This window comes from Duganella sp. AC237 (assembly GCF_979254035.1).
Window position 1 is genome coordinate 5,819,229 of sequence record NZ_CEEDEW010000003.1, and the last position, 18,159, is coordinate 5,837,387.

General features: G+C 69.3%; 10 protein-coding genes. 7 read left to right on the forward strand and 3 right to left on the reverse strand.

Features of this window, described 5'->3' with window-relative positions; all coding sequences use genetic code 11:
• Positions 1-2: 2 nt before the first annotated feature.
• The 3 genes from AC0IYS_RS25785 to AC0IYS_RS25795 form a co-directional block, all read right to left on the reverse strand.
• Positions 3-1,814 carry a type I secretion system permease/ATPase gene (locus AC0IYS_RS25785; RefSeq protein WP_471707841.1) on the reverse strand — a complete coding sequence of 604 codons (1,812 nt, stop codon included), beginning with the start codon at positions 1,812-1,814 and terminating at the stop codon, positions 3-5.
• A gap of 223 nt (positions 1,815-2,037) precedes the next feature.
• A complete protein-coding gene (locus AC0IYS_RS25790; RefSeq protein WP_471707842.1) occupies positions 2,038-4,896 on the reverse strand; it encodes a beta strand repeat-containing protein in 2,859 nt (952 codons plus the stop codon).
• A gap of 384 nt (positions 4,897-5,280) precedes the next feature.
• Positions 5,281-6,663: a FecR family protein gene (locus AC0IYS_RS25795; RefSeq protein ID WP_471707843.1), complete on the reverse strand. Its 1,383-nt coding sequence runs from the start codon at positions 6,661-6,663 to the stop codon at positions 5,281-5,283.
• A gap of 261 nt (positions 6,664-6,924) precedes the next feature.
• On the opposite strand from AC0IYS_RS25795, the gene AC0IYS_RS25800 reads away from it, so the two are divergent.
• The 7 genes from AC0IYS_RS25800 (at position 6,925) to AC0IYS_RS25830 (ending at position 18,159) form a co-directional block, all read left to right on the forward strand.
• Entirely contained in the window at positions 6,925-8,754 is a 1,830-nt protein-coding gene (locus tag AC0IYS_RS25800) for a CHASE2 domain-containing protein (protein ID WP_471707844.1), read from the forward strand.
• Complete coding sequence (locus AC0IYS_RS25805) at positions 8,742-10,049, forward strand: tetratricopeptide repeat protein (RefSeq protein ID WP_471707845.1); 1,308 nt, start codon at positions 8,742-8,744, stop codon at positions 10,047-10,049. The genes AC0IYS_RS25800 and AC0IYS_RS25805 overlap by 13 nt, the downstream gene beginning before the upstream one ends.
• A gap of 101 nt (positions 10,050-10,150) precedes the next feature.
• Positions 10,151-10,903 carry a Crp/Fnr family transcriptional regulator gene (locus tag AC0IYS_RS25810; protein ID WP_471707846.1) on the forward strand — a complete coding sequence of 251 codons (753 nt, stop codon included), beginning with the start codon at positions 10,151-10,153 and terminating at the stop codon, positions 10,901-10,903.
• A 133-nt stretch (positions 10,904-11,036) separates the two neighbouring features.
• On the forward strand, positions 11,037-11,834 hold the full coding sequence (locus AC0IYS_RS25815) for an ABC transporter permease (protein ID WP_471707847.1): 798 nt from the start codon (positions 11,037-11,039) through the stop codon (positions 11,832-11,834).
• A 33-nt stretch (positions 11,835-11,867) separates the two neighbouring features.
• A complete protein-coding gene (locus AC0IYS_RS25820) occupies positions 11,868-13,088 on the forward strand; it encodes an ABC transporter ATP-binding protein (protein ID WP_471707848.1) in 1,221 nt (406 codons plus the stop codon).
• Positions 13,085-14,386, forward strand: coding sequence for a class I SAM-dependent methyltransferase (locus AC0IYS_RS25825; RefSeq protein WP_471707849.1), 1,302 nt, complete (start codon positions 13,085-13,087; stop codon positions 14,384-14,386). The genes AC0IYS_RS25820 and AC0IYS_RS25825 overlap by 4 nt, the downstream gene beginning before the upstream one ends.
• On the forward strand, positions 14,386-18,159 hold the full coding sequence (locus AC0IYS_RS25830; protein ID WP_471707850.1) for a glycosyltransferase: 3,774 nt from the start codon (positions 14,386-14,388) through the stop codon (positions 18,157-18,159). Before AC0IYS_RS25825 ends, AC0IYS_RS25830 begins: the two co-directional genes overlap by 1 nt.

The following is an 18,159-nucleotide window of genomic DNA, read 5'->3' on the forward strand; positions in this document are numbered from 1 at the left end:
GTTTACTCCTGTTCCTTGATGGCTTCGGCCGCGTGCACGGCGTCGCGCGCCTGTTCCTGCTGGGCGTTCTGGGCCTGCTGCGCCTGGGCTTGTTGCAGGCCGGCGCCGGCCTGTTGCGCCGCCTGGCGCTGCGCCGCCTCCTGCAGCGCGGCCAGCACCTGGTTGGTCGGCCCGTAGGTTTCGGCCATGCCGTCGCGCAGCAGCAACAGCTTGCTGGTGGCGCCGATGATGCTGGTGCGGTGGGTGATCAGAATGATGGTTTTGCCGCGGCGGCGCAAATCGTTGATCGCCGCCAGCAGCGCCTGTTCGCCGATATCGTCCAGGTTGGAGTTCGGCTCGTCGAGCACCAGCAGCGCCGGGTCGCCGTACATCGCGCGCGCCAGGCCGAGGCGCTGGCGCTGGCCGCCGGACAGGCCGGCGCCGCCGTCGCCGAGCGCGGTGTCGTAGCCCTGCGGCAGGCGCAGGATCATCTCGTGCACGCCGGCGCGCTGCGCGGCCAGCACCACCTGCTCCGGATCGACGTCGCCGAAGCGGGCGATGTTGTCGCTGACGGTGCCGCCGAACAGTTCGATGTCCTGCGGCAGGTAACCGATGTGCGGGCCGAGCTCGGCCTTATTCCATTGATAGATGTCGGCGCCGTCCAGGCGCACCTTGCCCACGGTGGCCGGCCACACGCCCACCAGCAGGCGCGCCAGGGTCGACTTGCCCGAGCCGCTCGGGCCGATCACGCCGACCACGTCGCCCGGCGACACCACGAAGCTGACCGCCTTGAGTACCGGCGCCTTGCTGCCCGGCGCGGCGGCGCTGACGCCCTCGACGCTGATCTGGCCCAACGGCCGCGGCAGTTCCATGCCGGCCTCGCGCTTGGGGTTTTCCTCCAGCAGCTTGACCAGCCGCTCGTAGGCGCTGCGCGCGCCGCTCCAGCTTTTCCATACGCCGATCACCTGCTGCACCGGCGCCAGCGCGCGGCCCAGCAGGATCGAGGCGGCGATCATCATGCCGGGGCTGATGCGGTTTTCCAGCACCATCAGCGCGCCCAGGCCGAGCACCAGCGACTGCATCGACACTTGCACGAACTTGGTCACCGCCGAGACGGTGCCGGCTTTTTCGCTGGCCTCGGCCTGCAGCGTCAGGAAGCGGGTGTGCAGCTTGAACCAGCGCGCCATCAGGTTGGGCAACATGCCCATCGATTCGATCACCTCGGCGTTGCGCAGGTTGTTGGTGGCCAGGTTGGTGGCCATGATCGCCATGCCGCTGGCCTCGGCCAGCGGCTTTTTCGACACCGCCTCGTTCACGAAGGCCAGGATCACCAGCAAGATGGTGCCGCCCAGCGCGAACAGGCCGAGCCACATGTCGAAGGCGAAGATCACCGCCAGGTACACCGGGAACCACGGGGCGTCGAAAAACGCGAACAAGGCGTTGCCGGTCAGGAACTGGCGGATATTGGTCAGGTCCTGCAGCGATTGCCCGGCGTTGCCGCCGCTGCGCTTGAGGTTTTGTTCGAAGGCGGCCGAATACACGCGCTTGTTGAGCGTCATGTCGAATTTGGCGCCGACGCGCACCAGCACGAAGCTGCGCATCAACTCGAGCGCGCCCATGACGACGTAGGCGCCCAGCATGCCAAGGGTCAGCATCAGCAGGGTGATCTCGTTGCGGCTGCCCAGCACGCGGTCGTAGACCTGCAGCATGTACAAGGACGGCACCAGCATCAGCAGGTTGGTGATGCCGCTGAACACGCCGACGGTGTAGAACGTCCGCTTGAAGCCGGCCAACGCCAGCTGGATTTCATTTTTTGTATCGAGAAGTGTTTTCATATGGGTGCGTAAGCGGTGGAGGTGGCGCGGGCGGGCGGCCGTCCGTAATTTTCCAACAGGACAGATTATAAGCCAATCCGTGCGATTTATGTGATGCACATCACAATTTTCGCGATTCAAGCGACACCACGCCGGTGACACCCATAAAAAAACAGGGCCAGACTCGCGTCTGGCCCTGCTTCAGCTCATGCCGGGGGTAAGCCCGGCACTATTCCGGTGGGAATTAAGCTGCGACGTAGGTCACGATACCGGCGGCGCTGGTGGTGCTGGCCGACAGATCGACCAGACCGGTCAGCTTAACGATTTGATCAACACCGTTGGCGAACGAGGTGGCGGTCGAAGCGTCGTTGACAACGTAGGTGTCGCCACCGAACTGGAACCACTTGATTTCGCCAGCGGTGGCGCCAGCGGTAGCTGCGCCCAGGAAGTCGGCGAAGGCGGCGGTGCCGGCCAGGGCCAGTTTGGCGCCCAGGGTGGCCGAACCAGCGTAAGCGCCAGCGTCGGTGAAGGCGATGGTCTCACCAACGGTGAAGTCGGCGATGGTCGCGTACGTGTTGCCGTTGGTGACGGTCACGCCAGCCAGGCTGAACGAATCGGTACCAGCGCCGCCGGTAACAACGCTCAGGCCGGTGCCCAGGTTGATGATGTCGTTGCCTGCACCAGCGTTGACGGTGGCAGCACCCGAACCCAGGGTGATGACGTCGGCGCCAGCGCCGGTGTTGACAACAGCAACGCCCGAACCGGTGGTGATGGTGTCAACCGCTGCGCCACCGGTGACGGTGATTGCTTTGGTCGTAGCACCCAGGTCGAAGGTGTTGGCACCAGCGCCACCGGTGATGGTAGCGGCGGCAGCCAGGTCACCCGAAGTCCAGCTTACGGCACCCTTGGTCACGCCCGAAGCGTCGAACGAGGTCAGCGCGGTGCCAGCGAAGGTCAGCGCCAGGCCGGCGTCGCCGGTCACGGTGATGGCTTTAGCGGCAGCGTCGGTCAGGGTGGCGGCGTGCTGGATACCGGTCGTGGTGGTGGCGGTGTCGTCGGTTGCGAACTTGACGGTCTCGACACCAGCGGCGGCAACGGTACCGGCGCTGATACCAGCAACGGCAGCTTTGATGCTGACGTTCAGGGTGTCGGCGGTGCCGGTGTTGTCGGCCAGGTTGGCGGTGGTGGTCTGGCCGGTGGCGGTACCGGTGAACTCAACGGTGTTGTTCGCGGTCATGCCGTTGACGGTCAGCGCGGCGGTAGCACCAGCGACGATCACTTTGGTGATGGTGTTGGCACCAGCGTTGTTCAGGTTGGCCAGGTTGATGGCCGAACCGGCGCCGACAGCGCCCAGGCTCAGAACTTCGAAGCCGGTGACTTTGCCAGCCAGGGCTGCGTCAGCCGAAGCGGTGACAGCGTTAGCTGCCGACAGCGCCAGGGTGTCGGAGCCAGCGCCGCCGGCGATGGTGCCGGTCAGAGCAGCGACGGACAGGTTGACGACGTCGTCGCCAGCGCCCAGAACGATGGCTTTGGTGCTTGCGCCAACGGTGATGGTGTCGGCGCCGGCGCCGCCGGTGAAGGCCACGCCGCTAGCCAGCGTCGAGGTCAGGGTCAGGCCAGCCGAAGCCGAAGCGTCGATGGCGGTCAGGGCTGCGGTTGCGCCCAGGGCGACGGAAACGGCTTTGGCGCCGGTCACGGCCAGGGTGGTCGCTTTGTCGGCGGCCAGGGTCACGGTCGATGCTGCACCGGTGGCGTTCAGGGTCAGCGAGGTGGCTTCTGCGTCGGTGACGGTTGCGCCGCCGGTGACGCCGTCAACGTTGACGGTCAGTGCGCGGGTAGCGGCAGCTGCGGTCACGGTGGCGCCGACTGCGGTGCCTTTCAGCGACAGGCTGGTCAGCGCGTCGGACTGGATGGTGGCGGTCGCGCCGGTGTTGCCCGACAGCGAAACGTTGGTCAGCACGTCGACCGCGCCGGTGACAGCGGCGGTGTTGATGGCAACGTCCTTACCACCGGTAACGGAGACAGCGGTCAGGCCGCCGGCGTTGCCGTTGACGATGACGGTGCCGGCACCGTTGGTGATGGTGGCCGACTTGCCGCCAGCGACGGTTACAGCGTCGGCGGTGGTGTTGGTGATGGTCGAGCTAACGGTTTCAGCAACCTTGACATTGACAACGCCAGCGGTCGTGGCGTTGAGCGTGGTCAGGCCGGTGATCGTGGTGGTGTCATACACACTGCTGGCAGTGCCGGTGATGCCGGCCGAGGTGGTGACGTTGAACACCTGGATGTTCTTGATGCTCGAACCTGCTGGCAGGCCGGCGGTGAACGAACCGTCCGGATCGAGCACGGTCAGCATGTTGGTGCCGGCGCCGCCGTCGATCTTGTCGAGTGCGGTGAAGGTTTTGCCGGTGCCGGTGAAGACGTCGTTGCCGGCGCCGCCGAGCACGTTATCGGTGGTTTCGGTCAGCGCGGTGGTCACCACTGGTGGCGCGGTGATCACGCCGATGGCGGCGTTGATGTTCGCGTTGTAGGCGGTCAGGTCGGTGGTGTTGTTGACGCCGGTCAGCAGATCACGGCCGACGCCTGCGGCGGCGTTGCCCGAGTAGGCGTTGATTTCAGGGATGGTGTCCAGGGAATCGGTGAAGGTGGTGGCGACGGTGGTTTTGTTGGTCACGGTCTGCGCATCCAGCAAGCCTTGCGGGGTGGTGTTACCCAGCGCGCCCAGGGTGATGGCCAGTGCTGCGTTGGCTTTGGTCAGGTTGCCGTTGACGATGGCGTTGATCCAGAAGGTACCGCCTTCGGTGTCGGCGTCGCGGCCCAGGATGTTTTTGTAGATCGCGTTGACGAACTTGGAGATTTCGATGCGGCTGGTGCCGGTGCCGTACAGGTCGATCGACTCTTGTGCGTTATTGAAGCTCGAAACCAGTTGGCCGACGGCCGAATTCGGAGCGGCTTGCGCTGCTTCGTTCAGTTCGGTCAGGGTTTTTGGCGCGCCAGCGGCGTCCATGCGCTCAGCGAAGGCTTGCAGGCCATAGGTGTCTGCAGGACGGCCGAAGTAGGAAACGTACAGTTGTTGAACAATACCGAAGTAGTCAGATGCCGCCATGATGATGATTCCTTAAAAAGTTTTTGGTTTAAACCATTGAATTCCGCAGTTCAGAGCATACAGCGCCGTATGACACTGAACCCTTTTGCAGAAGGTAGGAGTATATTGCCATACCGCAGAACAATTGTTGTGACGGGCATCACAAATCAAAAGGTTTTTCCACGGAATTTGCAACAAGTTGTTAATTAGCAGTCGATTATGTATGCGAAAACACAAATAATCACCAATTCCCACTATTGCTTAAGACAACACTCTATCCGGCGCACTTTATATCACATCAGATCGTTTACGCAAAACGGGTGACGCCGCCGATGCCGCATCACCCGTTTTAACGGCACCGCGCGCGGGCGCGGCACCGGGATATTCACCGACGATATTAAATCGCTACCGACGCCAGGCAGTGGCGCCGTTGACCGTGACACCGAATGTCTTATATTGGAATAAATAAGCCGCCTCTTCCGCATTGGCGCCGCCGAGATAACCTTTGATGCGCGAATTGGTCAGCAGGGAACTATTGACCAGTTCGCCCAGCCGGGTGACGTCGCCGTTGATATTGACCGGCACCCGCATCTCGTCGCCCACCACGGTCATGCCGGTCTGGAAGGTGCGCGCGCCGAAATCGACCGTCAGGAACGCGCCCTGCACCGAAGCCGGCACCGCCACCCGGTCGGTGCGCTGCAACGTCGCCTCGCTGGCGGCCAGCGCGAACGAGGCCGTGCCCTCGCGCGGCGGGACGTACGCGCTCGACTTCAAGCGGGCGATCTGATAGTCGCCCAGGAACGCCGGGTTGGCGTAGCTGCCACTTTTGATCTTGTCGGTGACGGCGTTGTCGGCGGCGGCGCCGGCAATGGCGGCGTAGCGTCCCCAGATCACCTCGGTCGGCCCAGGATTGACCACCGGCGGCAACACCGTCACCGGCTGCGGCAACGGCGTCAGCGGCAACGGCGAGATGGCCACCTCGGGCGGCGGCTGCACGTTCGGCGCCGCCGTGCCGGCCGGGTTCAGTTGCTTGTTGCCGGTCAGGACGTTGCCCGACTTCTGGGCGTCCAGATTGACTTCTGCGCCGCCGGCGCCCGGGGCGCCGATCTTGCCGCTGGGCTCATCGGGGCGCGCCGGCGGGCCCTTCTCCGCCGGCGACAGCACCTGGCCGCGCAGCAGTTGCGGGCTGGTGTGGCCGCGCTCGACCTGCAGCATCAGCCCGGCCTGGCCGGCGAACAGTTCGCGGCTGCCGCCGCCCTCGCACGGTCCGCCGCCGTCGGGACCGCAGCCGCCGGCGAAACCGCTGACCACCACGCCGCCGGCGACCACCGTCACGCGCGAGGTTTTGTCGTCGGTGTAGACCACGAAATCGGTGCCGCGCACGCCGATCGCGGCGACCGGGGTGTTAAAGCGGAAATTCTGGCGCGCCTGCTTGACGCCGGTGCCCGAGATGCTGCGCGCCACCCCGCTCGTCAATTCGAACTTGACGCGCGTGTTGGCCGGATTCTTGTCGTCGATATGGTAGGCGACGATGCGCGCCTTGCTGCCCGGACGCAGCACCAGAAAGCCGTTGTCGACCGTCTTCACATATATATAGCCGTCGGCGCCGGTGGTGAGCTCGTCGCCCTCCTGCACCGCCGCGTCGAGCACGGCCGGGCGGGCGCCAAGCGTGGCGCCGCCAGTGACGAACACGACCGTTCCAGCCTGCCCGGCCAGCGCGCCGGCGCTCGCGCCGACGCCGCCGAGCAGCGCGGCGACTAATAAAACGAGATGAAATTGTTTGCGCATGATATTCCCCTTCAGTATCGCATTTTGCGCCATCCTGCTTTAAAGTATGTGACGAAGGTCACTTTCTTGCATTTGGATACAATTTGCGGCCAAAACCCGCACACGGCGAGCGCTGACGCGACATATTATTGTAATATAATTAATATTTGCTTGTTGGGGCGGCGATCGGGACGTTATACTCGCGTATTATTTTTACTACTGGGCAATAGCTTACAGCTTGACGCGCCCCCAGCGGCCGCCCTTCCCACCGACCACACTATTTTGCGCAGCCCGCCCTCCCTCACCGCCCTGGCACGCAACGGCCTCGCCATCGCGGCCGTGCTGATCACCGCCTGGTTCCAATGGGACCAGGGCGGCGTGGCCGGGCGCGCCAACGACTGGGTGCGCGACCAGTATCTGCGCCTGCAGGCCGACACCCGCCCCGATCCCCGCATTCTACTGGTCGACATCGACGAGGCGAGCCTGCAGCGCTATCCGTGGCCCTGGTCGCGCGCGCGCATGGCCGACCTGGTCGAGGCGCTGCTGGCCGACGGCGCGCGCGGCGTGGCGCTCGACATCCTCCAGGAAAAGCCGGCCGACGCCGGCGGCGACGCCCGCATGGCGATGCTGGCGCGCCATGCGCCGCTGGTGCTGGCGCAATTGTTCGACTTCGGCCGGCGCCAGGAGGCGCTGCGCGCCGGCGTGCTGGGCGCCGGGCTGGCGCCGGCGCCGGCCCTGGCGGCGGCGGCCGTCCCGGCGCACGGCTACATCGCCAACCACGCCGGCCTGGCCGGCGCCGCCCACGTCGGCAACATCGGCGTGGCGCCGGACGCCGACGGCATGCTGCGCCGGGTGCCGATGTACACCGCCTTCGAGGGCCGCTGGTACCCGACGCTGTCGCGCGCGCTGTTCGATTGCTGCGCCGGCGGCGCGCCGGCGGCGCCGGCCGGCGCCGGGCCGGTCCGGGTGCCGTACGCGCGCGCGTGGGACGCCTACACCTGGGCCAAGGCGGCCGACCTGCTCGACGGCCGCGTGCCGCCCGAGCTCGTCGCCGGGCGCCTGGTGCTGGTGGGTTCGTCGGCGCTGAGCATCGGCGACCGCGTGCCCACGCCGCTGGCGCCGCTCACGGCCGGCCTGCTGGTGCACGCCTCCATGCTCACCGGCCTGCTCGACCGCCAGGCCGGCTTGGCGCCGGCGCCGTGGCCCGGCGCGGCCGTGGCGGTGCTGTTCTGCCTGGCCGTCGCCGGCCTGGCCAGCTACACCTTGCCGCGCATGACGGCGGCGGCCAACGTGGCGCTGCTGGCGGCCGGCGCCGGCCTGTGGCTGCTGCTGGCCCACCTGGTCACCCCCCACGACGACCGCTACGGCCCGGCCGGGCCGCTCGTGTCGAGCCTGTTCCTGCTGACGACCGCCGTGCCGTTCCACTGGCAGCTGGCGCAGCAGCGCTCGCGCCGCCTGCTCGACACCTTGCGCCAGTACGTGGCCGGCGACGTCGTCGACGAACTGTTGCGCAGCAACCTGCAGGACCCGCTGGCGCCGCGCCAGCTGCAGGTGACCACCCTGATCGCCGACATGCAAGGCTACACCACCCACGTCGAGGCGTTGTCGGTGGAGGCGGCCGCGCGCCTGACCACCGACTTCCTCGACTGCCTGACGCGCCCGGTGCTGGCGCTGCGCGGCACGCTCGACAAATACACCGGCGACGGCCTGGTGGCGTTCTGGGGCGCGCCGCTGCCCAACGACGACCACGCCAACCTCGCGCTCGACGCCGCCGGGGCGATCCTGGCCGCCGTGGCGCGCTTCAACCAGCGCCGCGCCGAAGACGGGCTGGCCCCGGTGCGGGTGCGCATCGGCGTCGAAAGCGGGCTGGCCATGGCCGGCGACTTCGGCAGCGCCGCGCGCAGCATCTACACGGCCGTCGGCGACAGCGTCAACACCGCCGCCCGCCTGGAGCAGGCCGCGCGCGATTTCCCGTACGACGTCATCATCGGCGAGGGCACGCGCCAACGCGCCAGCCGCCACGCCTTCGTGCCGCTGGGCGAGCACACGCTGCGCGGCAAGGAGCGCCCGCTGCAACTATATACGCTGGAGGCGCCGCCATGGGAGCGCTGAGCGCCCTGCTGGTGTCGCTCAGCCTGGCCGGGACCGCGCCGGCGGCCGACACCACCGCCAACGCCCCCGCCGCGACCGCGACCGCCGCCGACACCGCCGCGGCCGGCGAGGCGGCGGCAGCCACGGGCGAGGCGGCGGCGCCGGCCGGCGACGCCACCCTGTACCGCGAGGCGATGCGGGCGCTGACCAACGACCAGCCCGAGCGCGCCGCCGCCCTGCTGCTGCGCTTTCTGGCCGACCAGCCGCGCCACGCCGGCGCCTGGCTCGACCTGGCGCTGAGCCAGTGCGCGCTGGGCCACGCCGACGAGGCCGAGCGGCTGTTCCGCGAGATCGAGACGCGCTTCGCGCCGCCGCCCGGCATCCAGGAACTGATACGGCAAAACCGCGAACGCGGCTGCAACACCAAGCCGTCGTGGAAGGCGCTGTGGGTGGCGACCCTGGGGCGCGGCTACGACAACAACGTCAACCAGGGCGCCAGCAACGCGCTGTTCAGCACCGGCAGCGGCAGCAACCTGATCCAGTGGGAGCTGGCCGAAGACTTCCGCCCCAAGGCCGACCACCACAGCTCGGCCGGCCTCGATTACATGCAGCAGATCGACGAGAACGGTTCGCTGCTGCTGGCGCAGGCGCACGTGCGCCGCAACGACCACGTCGACGAACAGGACTACGCCTCGCTGCTGGTGGGCTACGAGCGGCCGTGGGAATGGGGGGCCTGGCGCGGCTACGGCACCGTGGCGCTGAGCGCGCTGCGGCTGCAAAACCAGTTGTACCAGCGCCAGGAGCAGCTGCAAGTGCGCGCCACGCCGCCGCTGGTGCTGGCCGACAAGCTGCAATGGACCTTGCTGGGCAGCGTCAGCCACATGCGCTATCCGACCCGCACCCGCTACGATTCGACCACGTTCGAACTGGGCTCGAGCCTGTCCTGGCGCGGCGCGCGTCAGCTCACCGCCTCGCTCAGCGGCCTGGTCGACCGCGGCCAGAACGGCCGGCTCGGCGGCGACCGCCAGGGCTGGTACGGCGCGCTGCAGCTGAGCCAGCCGCTGGGCGACAAGCTGCGCCTGGACCTGGGCGCCACCCGCCAGGTATGGCGCAGCGACGACGTCTACGCGCCCGACCAGATCGACATCGTGCGCCACCAGGACACCCGGCAATTGCGGGCGGCGCTGCAATGGTCGTTCAGCGCGCGCCAAAGCCTGCAGCTGGAGTGGCGCGCGATAAGAAATCAGGAAAACATCTCGCTGTTTCAATATAATAGCCGACTGGTCCAGCTCAATTGGCGCTGGGATAACTTCTAACACGGCGCCGCGCGCCGGCCGTGACACCGAGCGGATTTTTCTCGACTTATGACGCATTCCCCCCTTCCCCCGCGCGCCGCGCCCGGCGCCGGCGCCCGCCCATGACCGAGGCCACCGATCCGGGCGCGGTCACGCTCACGGCCGAGGAGGCGCTGGCCGCGCTGCAGGCCGGCCAGCCGGTCAACATGCAGATCCACCTGCGCAAGATCCCCTTGCTCGCCGAGCTGACCGAGGAGGAAATGCTGCGCGTGCGCGCCGACCTGCGCGTGCGCCAGTACGCCAAGCGCGAGGTGGTGCTGCAAAAGGGCGCCAGCGGCGACAGCCTGCTGTTCCTGCTGCAGGGCCAGCTGCAGGTGGTCGACATCACCGAGGACGGGCGCGCCATCGGCCTGCGCATGCTCGCGCCGGGCGACTTCTTCGGCGAGATCGCCGTCATCAACGGCACCATGCGCTCGGCCTCGGTGGTGGCGCTGACCCAGGTGCTGGTGGCGCTGCTGCCGCGCGCCACCGCCCTGCACCTGTTCTCGCACTCGCCGTCGGTGGCCAACCAGATGCTGCGCTTCCTGGCGGCCAAGGTGCAGCGCGACTCCGAGTTCCGCGCCCTGCTGAGCATTGGCAACACCGCCAAGCGCATCTACACCTTCCTCGAGCTGATCAAGGAAAAACAGGCCGACAACGTCGAGGTGGTGGAAAACCTGCCGACCCACCAGGACATCGCCAACATGATCAACACCAGCCGCGAGACGGTCACCCGCACCCTGCTGGCGCTGGTGCAGCAGGGGGTGATCAAAAAAGGCGCCCACCGCCTGATCATCGTCGACCCGCAGGCGCTGCAAAAGCTGGCGCGCAGCTAGGATGCGCGCCATGGGCGCCATGCTATAATCCGCCGCTTTGCCACCCGGCCCCGCGCCCCGCACCGATGACGAACCCGATCCGCACCCGCCGCCGCCCCGGCCGTTCCCGCCGCCACCGCGGAGCGGCGCGCTGATGGCGCGCGCGCTGCTCGGCGCGATCTGGCGCTACCGCGGTTTCGTGCTCGGCAGCGTCAAGCGCGAATTCCAGTCGCGCTACCGCAATTCGCTGTTCGGCGCCGCCTGGACGGTGCTCAATCCGCTGGCCATGATCGTGGTCTACACGGTGATCTTTTCGCAGGTGATGAGCAGCCGGCTGCAAGGCAACAGCGGCACCTTCGCCTACAGCATCTACCTGTGCGCCGGGGTGCTGACCTGGGGCCTGTTCGCCGAGATCGTCACGCGCAGCCAGACGATGTTCATCGACAACGCCAACCTGATCAAGAAACTGCAGTTCCCGCGCATCTGCCTGCCCGTCATCGTGGTGCTCAACGCGCTGGTCAACTTCGCCATCATCTTCGGCCTGTTTACCGCCTTCCTGCTGCTGTCGGGCACCTTCCCCGGCCCGGTCTACCTGGCCCTGTTCCCGGTGCTGCTGCTGCAGGTGCTGCTGGCCATCGGGCTGGGCATGGTGCTCGGCGTGCTCAACGTCTTCTTCCGCGACGTCGCCCAGTTCTTCGGCATCGTGCTGCAATTCTGGTTCTGGTTCACGCCCGTCGTCTATCCGGCCGCCGCGCTGCCGGCGCCGGTGCGCGAGGCGCTGCGCTACAACCCGCTGGCGGCGGTGATCGGCGCCTACCAGCACATCCTGGTCGACGCCCGCGCGCCGCAATGGGGCGAGCTGCTGCCGGCGGCGCTGCTGGCGCTGGCGCTGTGCGCGCTGGGCCTGCGCCTGTTCCGCAAGCGCTCCGGCGAGATGGTCGATGAACTCTGAGCCGTCCCGGCACCACCCCACCGCGAGCACACCATGGGCACCATAAGCGTCAAACAACTGGGCAAGGCCTACAAGCAGTACCACACCCGCTGGGGCCGCCTGGCCGAGTGGGTGCTGCCGGCGCTGGGCCGGCGCCACCGCCTCAAGTGGGTGATCGAGGACGTCAGCTTCCAGCTCGCGCCCGGCGAGGCGGTCGGCATCATCGGCGTCAACGGCGCCGGCAAGAGCACCCTGCTCAAGCTCATCACCGGCACCACCGTGCCGACCACCGGGTCGGTAACGATCACCGGGCGCGTGGCCGCGCTGCTTGAACTGGGCATGGGCTTCCATCCCGACTTCAGCGGCCGCCAGAACGCCTACATGGCCGGCCAGTTGCTGGGCCTGACGGTCGAGGAGATCGGCGCGCTCATGCCCGAGATCGAGGCCTTCGCCGACATCGGCGAGTATATCGACCAGCCGGTGCGGGTGTATTCGTCGGGCATGCAGATGCGCCTGGCCTTCAGCGTGGCCACGGCGCGCCGCCCGGACGTGCTCATCGTCGACGAGGCGCTGTCGGTCGGCGACGCCTGGTTCCAGCACAAAAGCTTCGAGCGCATCCGCGCCTTCCGCAAGCTCGGCACGACCTTGCTCATCGTCAGCCACGACCGCGCGGCGATCCAGTCGATCTGCGACCGCGCGCTGCTGCTCGACCGCGGCCGCCTGGCCCACCAGGGCACGCCGGAGGCGGTGATGGACTACTACAACGCCCTCATCGCCGAGCGCGACGGCGCCGCCGTGGCCCAGAGCGAAACGGCCGACGGCCGCACCCAGACCAGCTCGGGCAACGGCAAGGCCACCGTGACGGCGATCACGATCGAGAACGCCGACGGCGCGCCGGCCGAGGTGCTCAACGTCGGCGTGCCGGTGACGTTGCGGGTGCGGGTGGCGGTGCACGCCGACCTGCCGCGGCTGGTGCTCGGCTACATGATCAAGGACCGGCTCGGCCAGCAGATCTACGGCACCAACACGCACCACATGGAACAGGCGCTGACCGACCTGCGCGCCGGCGAGCAGGTCGAATACCGCTTCCGCTTCCCGCTCAACCTGGGCCCGGGCAGCTACTCGGTGACCACCGCGCTCACCAGCAGCGAGACCCACCTGGCCGACAACTTCGAGTGGCGCGACCTGGCGCTGCTGTTTATCGTGATGAATATGAACCGTAGAGAATTCGTGGGGACCAGCTGGATGGAGCCGGCGGTCGAGATCGCCCGATGAGCGCCGGCTTCTACCGCGCCTTCGAAGACCGCTACCGCGGCGCGCGCGAGACCATCAAGCAACGCCTGACGGCGTACGCGCCGTTCATCGCGCCGCTGGCGACGCTGCAGCAGCCGCCGCGCGCGCTCGACGTCGGCTGCGGCCGCGGCGAATGGCTCGAACTGCTGGGCGAACAGGGCTTCGCCGCCCACGGCGTCGACCTCGACGACGGCATGCTGGCGGCCTGCCGCGAGCGCGGCCTGAGCGTCGAGCTGGGCGACGCCATCGACTGCCTGCGCCGCCTGCCCGACGCCAGCCTGACGCTGGTGTCGGCCTTCCACCTGGTCGAACACATCCCGTTCGAGCTGCTGCAGGCGCTGGTGGAACAGGCGCAGCGGGTGCTGCTGCCGGGCGGCCTGCTGATCATGGAAACCCCGAACGCGGAAAACCTGGTGGTCGGCGCCACCAGCTTCTATCTCGATCCGACCCACCTGCGCCCGCTGCCGCCGCAGTTGCTGGCCTTCGTCACCGAGTACGGCGGCTTCGCCCGTCCCAAGGTGGTGCGCCTGCAGGAGGACCCGGCGCTGCGCGGCGACGCCCCGATCGGCCTGATCAACGTGCTCGACGGCGTCAGCCCCGATTACGCGGTGGTGGCGCAGAAGGACGCGGACGCGGCCGTGCTGGCGCCGTTCGCGGCCGCCTTCGCGGCCGACTACGGCCTGGCGCTGGGACCGATGGCGCTGCGTTTCGAGCAGCGCCTGCTCGCGCGCGACGCCGCCCAGCGCGCCGCCGTGGCGGCGCTCGAACAGCACACCATCGACAGCAAGCTGCGCCTGGACGGCGTCGAGCGCGCGCTCGGCGGGCTGACCCGGCTGGCCGAATCGAACGCCGCGCAACTGTCGGCGCAGGCGGCCGCCATGCGCGCGCGCCTCGACGAGCTGGCCCATCAGCGCGCCGAGGCCGAGGCCCGCGTCGCCGCGCTGCTGGCGAGCAGCTCGTGGCGCATCACGGCGCCCTGGCGCCTGGTGGGCGGCTACGCCAAACGCGTGCGCGGCGGCGGCCGCGCGCGCCTGAAGGCGCTGGCGCTGGCGCTGGCGCGGGTGGCGATGCGCCGTCCGCTGGCGGCCGGGCTGGCGCGGCGCCTGCTGACGCGCCTGCCGTCGCTCGAAGCGCGCCTGCGCGCCATGCTGCACCACGCCGCCGGCAACATGGCGCTGCCGCCGGAACCGCCGGCGCCGACCGGCGACATGACGCCGCGCACCGCGCGCATCCACCAGGATCTGCAGGCCGCGCTCAAGAACAAAACAAGGAAACACTGATGCGTATCGTCATCGACCTGCAGGGCGGCCAGACGGCCAGCCGCTTCCGCGGCATCGGCCGCTATTCCGTGGCGCTGGCGCAAGGGATGGCGCGCCACGCCGGCCGGCACGAGGTCTGGCTGCTGCTGAACGGCGTGCTGGGCGATGCCATCGGCGAGCTGCGCGCCGCCTTCGCCGGCCTGGTGCCGCCCGAACGCATTTGCGTGTTCGAGGTGCCGGCCGGCCTGGCCGAGGCCTATCCCGGCCACTTGCCGCGCAGCCGCGCCGCCGAGCTGCTGCGCGAGTACGCGCTGGCCCAGCTGCGACCGGACGCGGTGCTTGTCACCAGCCTGTTCGAAGGCTATGTCGACGACGCCGTGGTGTCGGTGGGCGCCTTCGCCGGCGGCGCGCGCACCGCCGTGGTGCTGTACGACCTGATCCCGTTCCTCAATCCCGACAACTACCTGCGCACCGCCGCCCAGCGCCAGCACTACGAGCGCAAGATCGCCTCGCTGCGGCGCGCCGGCATGCTGCTGGCCATTTCCGACTACTCGCGCCAGGAGGGCATCGAGGCGCTGGGCCTGGCGCCGGAGCGGGTGGTGGCGATCTCCTCGGCGGTGGACCAGAGCTTCCACCCGGCCGCGCCGGACGCCGCCCGCTGGGGCGCGCTGTGCGAACGCGTCGGCATCAAGCGGGCGATGGTGATGTACGCGCCGGGCGGGTTCGACCCGCGCAAGAACATCGACGGCCTGATCACCGCCTACAGCCTGCTGTCGCCGGCCCTGCGCGCCGGCCACCAGCTGGTGGTGGCCAGCAAGCTGGGCGACTTCGACCACGCCCAGTTGACCGCGCACGCGCGGCGCCACGGCCTGGCGGCGGACGAGCTGGTGCTGACCGGCTACGTCAGCGACGAGGATTTGATCGAGCTGTACCGCAACGCCGCGCTGTTCGTGTTCGCCTCGCGCCACGAGGGCTTCGGCCTGCCGGCGCTCGAGGCGATGGCGTGCGGCGCGCCGGTGATCGGCGCCAACCGCAGCAGCGTGCCGGAAGTGATCGGCTGCGACGAGGCGCTGTTCGATCCGGACTCGCCGCCGGCCATCGCCGACAAGATCGCCGCCGTGCTGGGCGACCCGGCCATGCGCGAACGCCTGCTGGCGCACGGCCGCGTCCAGGCCGCGCGCTTCTCGTGGGATGTGACGGCGCAACGGGCGCTGCGCGCGCTCGAAGTATGGGATACCGCCGCCCGGCCGGACGCGCTGCCGACCGCACCGGCTGCGGCGGCGGCGCGGCCGCGGCTGGCGTTCGTCTCGCCGCTGCCGCCCGAGCGCACCGGCATCGCCGATTACGCGGCCCAGGTGCTGCCGGCGCTGGCCGAACACTTCGACATCGAACTGGTGCTCAAGCAGGACAAGCTGGCGTTGCCGCCGTCGCTGGCCGCGCTGCCGCGCCGCACGGTCGAGTGGTTCGAGGCCAACGCCGACGGCTTCGACCACATCCTCTACCAGTTCGGCAACAGCCCGTACCACAGCCACATGTTCGGCCTGTTGCGGCGCCACCCGGGCGTGGTGGTGCTGCACGACTTTTACCTCAGCAACGTGCTGTGCTACGAGCAAATGTGCGGCAACATGCCCGGCGTCTGGTGGCGCGCGCTGTTCGACAGCCACGGCTATCCGGCGCTGCAAGCCGCGCAGCGGCCGCAAGACAACGCCGCCACCGGCGACCGCTATCCGGCCAACCTGGACGTATTACAGGATGCCACCCACGTGATCGTCCATTCCGACCATGCGCGCGACCTGGCGCGCCAGTGGTACGGGCCGCGGGCGGGCGCCAACTGGGACGTGGTGCCGCTGCCGCGCGCGCGGCCGGCGGCGCAGGACCGCGGCGCGGCCCGCCGCGCGCTCGGCATCGCCGACGACGCCTTCCTGGTGTGCAGTTTCGGCTTTGTCGCGCCAACCAAGATGAGCCTGGAGCTGGTGCAGGCCTGGAGCGCCTCGCGCCTGCAGGCCGACCAGCGCTGCGTGCTGGTGCTGGTCGGCGCCAACCACGGCGGCGACTATGGCGAGGCGATGGACGCGGCGCTGGCCGCCGGCGGCGGGCGCGTGCGCATCGCCGGCTGGACCGACGAAGCGGTCTACCACCAGTACCTGCAGGCGGCCGATGTCGGCGTGCAGTTGCGCAGCGTCTCGCGCGGCGAAACCTCGGCGGCGGTGCTCGACTGCATGAACTACGGCCTGGCCACCATCGTCAACGCCAACGGTTCGATGGCGGCGCTGCCGACCGACGCCGTCTGGCAGTTGCCCGAGCATTTCGCGCCGGCGGCGCTGGGCGCGGCCATCGAGACGCTGCACGACGACGCCGCGCGCCGCCAGGCGCTGGGCCGGGCGGCGGCCGAACTGCTGCGCACGCGCCACAGTCCGGAACACGCGGCGCGCCTGTACGCGGCGGCGCTGGCGCGCGCGGCCGACGACGCCGGCCACGGCCGGCCGGCCCTGTTGCGCGCGCTCGCCGCGCGCGACGACCTGCCGACCGACGAGGCCAGCCTGCAACAGCTGGCCGCCTGCATCGCGCGCGCGCCGGACCCGACCCAGCCGCGCCAGTTGCTGGTCGACGTCACCAACATCGCCCGCCACGACCTCAAAAGCGGCATCGAACGGGTGGTGCGCCAGCAGGTGGTCGAGTTGCTGCGCGCGCCGCTGCCGGGCTGGCGGGTCGAGCCGGTGTACCTGAGCGACGCCGGCGGGCGCTGGCACTACCGCTACGCGCGCGCCTACACCGCGCGCCTGCTGGGCATCGGCGGCGAGCACCCCGACCCGGCCGCCGACACCAGCGCCGGCGACGTCTTCTACAGCGCCGACTACGCGCCGGGCGCGGTGATGGCCGCGGCCGACGCCGGCCTGTACGCGCACTGGCGCGCGCGCGGCATCGCGGTCAACTTCCTGGTGCACGATCTGCTGCCGGTGCTGCGGCCGGAATTCTTCCCGGCCGGCGCCGATGCGACCCATGGCGCCTTCCTCGACTGCGTGGCCGCCAACGGCGACCGCCTGATCGCCATCTCCGGCGCCGTGCGCGACGAGCTGGCGCAACGGCTGGAGCAGCGCCGCGCCGCCGGCGGCCCGGCGCCGTCCGCCGCGCCGCGGCTGGCCGTGCTGCACCACGGGGCCGACCTCGGCGCGGCGGCCGACGCGGCCGCGGGCAGCGACGACCCGGCGCTGGCGCGCTTCGCCGAGCGGCCCAGCTTTTTGATGGTGGGCACGATCGAGCCGCGCAAGGGCCACCTGCAGGCGCTCGACGCCTTCGAGCAGCTGTGGGCGCAAGGGGCCGATGTCAACCTGGTCATCGTCGGCGCGGAGGGCTGGACGGCGCTGCCGGCCGCCGCGCGGCGCACCATTCCGCTGATCGTGCGGCGGCTCACGCAGCACCCGGAGCTGGGCAAACGCCTGTTCTGGCTGCGCGGGCTGGACGACCATGCGCTGGCGGGCCTGTACCGCGACTGCGCCTGCCTGCTGGTGCCGAGCGAGGGCGAGGGCTTCGGCCTGCCCCTGATCGAAGCGGCGCGCCACGACCTGCCGGTGCTGGCGCGGGCGCTGCCGGTGTTCAAGGAAGTGGCCGGCGCGCACGCGCAGTATTTCGACGGCATGGACGGCGCCAGCCTGGCGACGGCCGTGCGCGAGTGGCTGGCGCTCGACGCCCGCGGCGCCAGCCCGTCCTCGGCCGGCATGGCATGGCGGACCTGGGCCGACAACACGCGCGCGTTGCTGGCGCTGCTGCAAGAGCGCGGCGACGCGCCCGGCTAA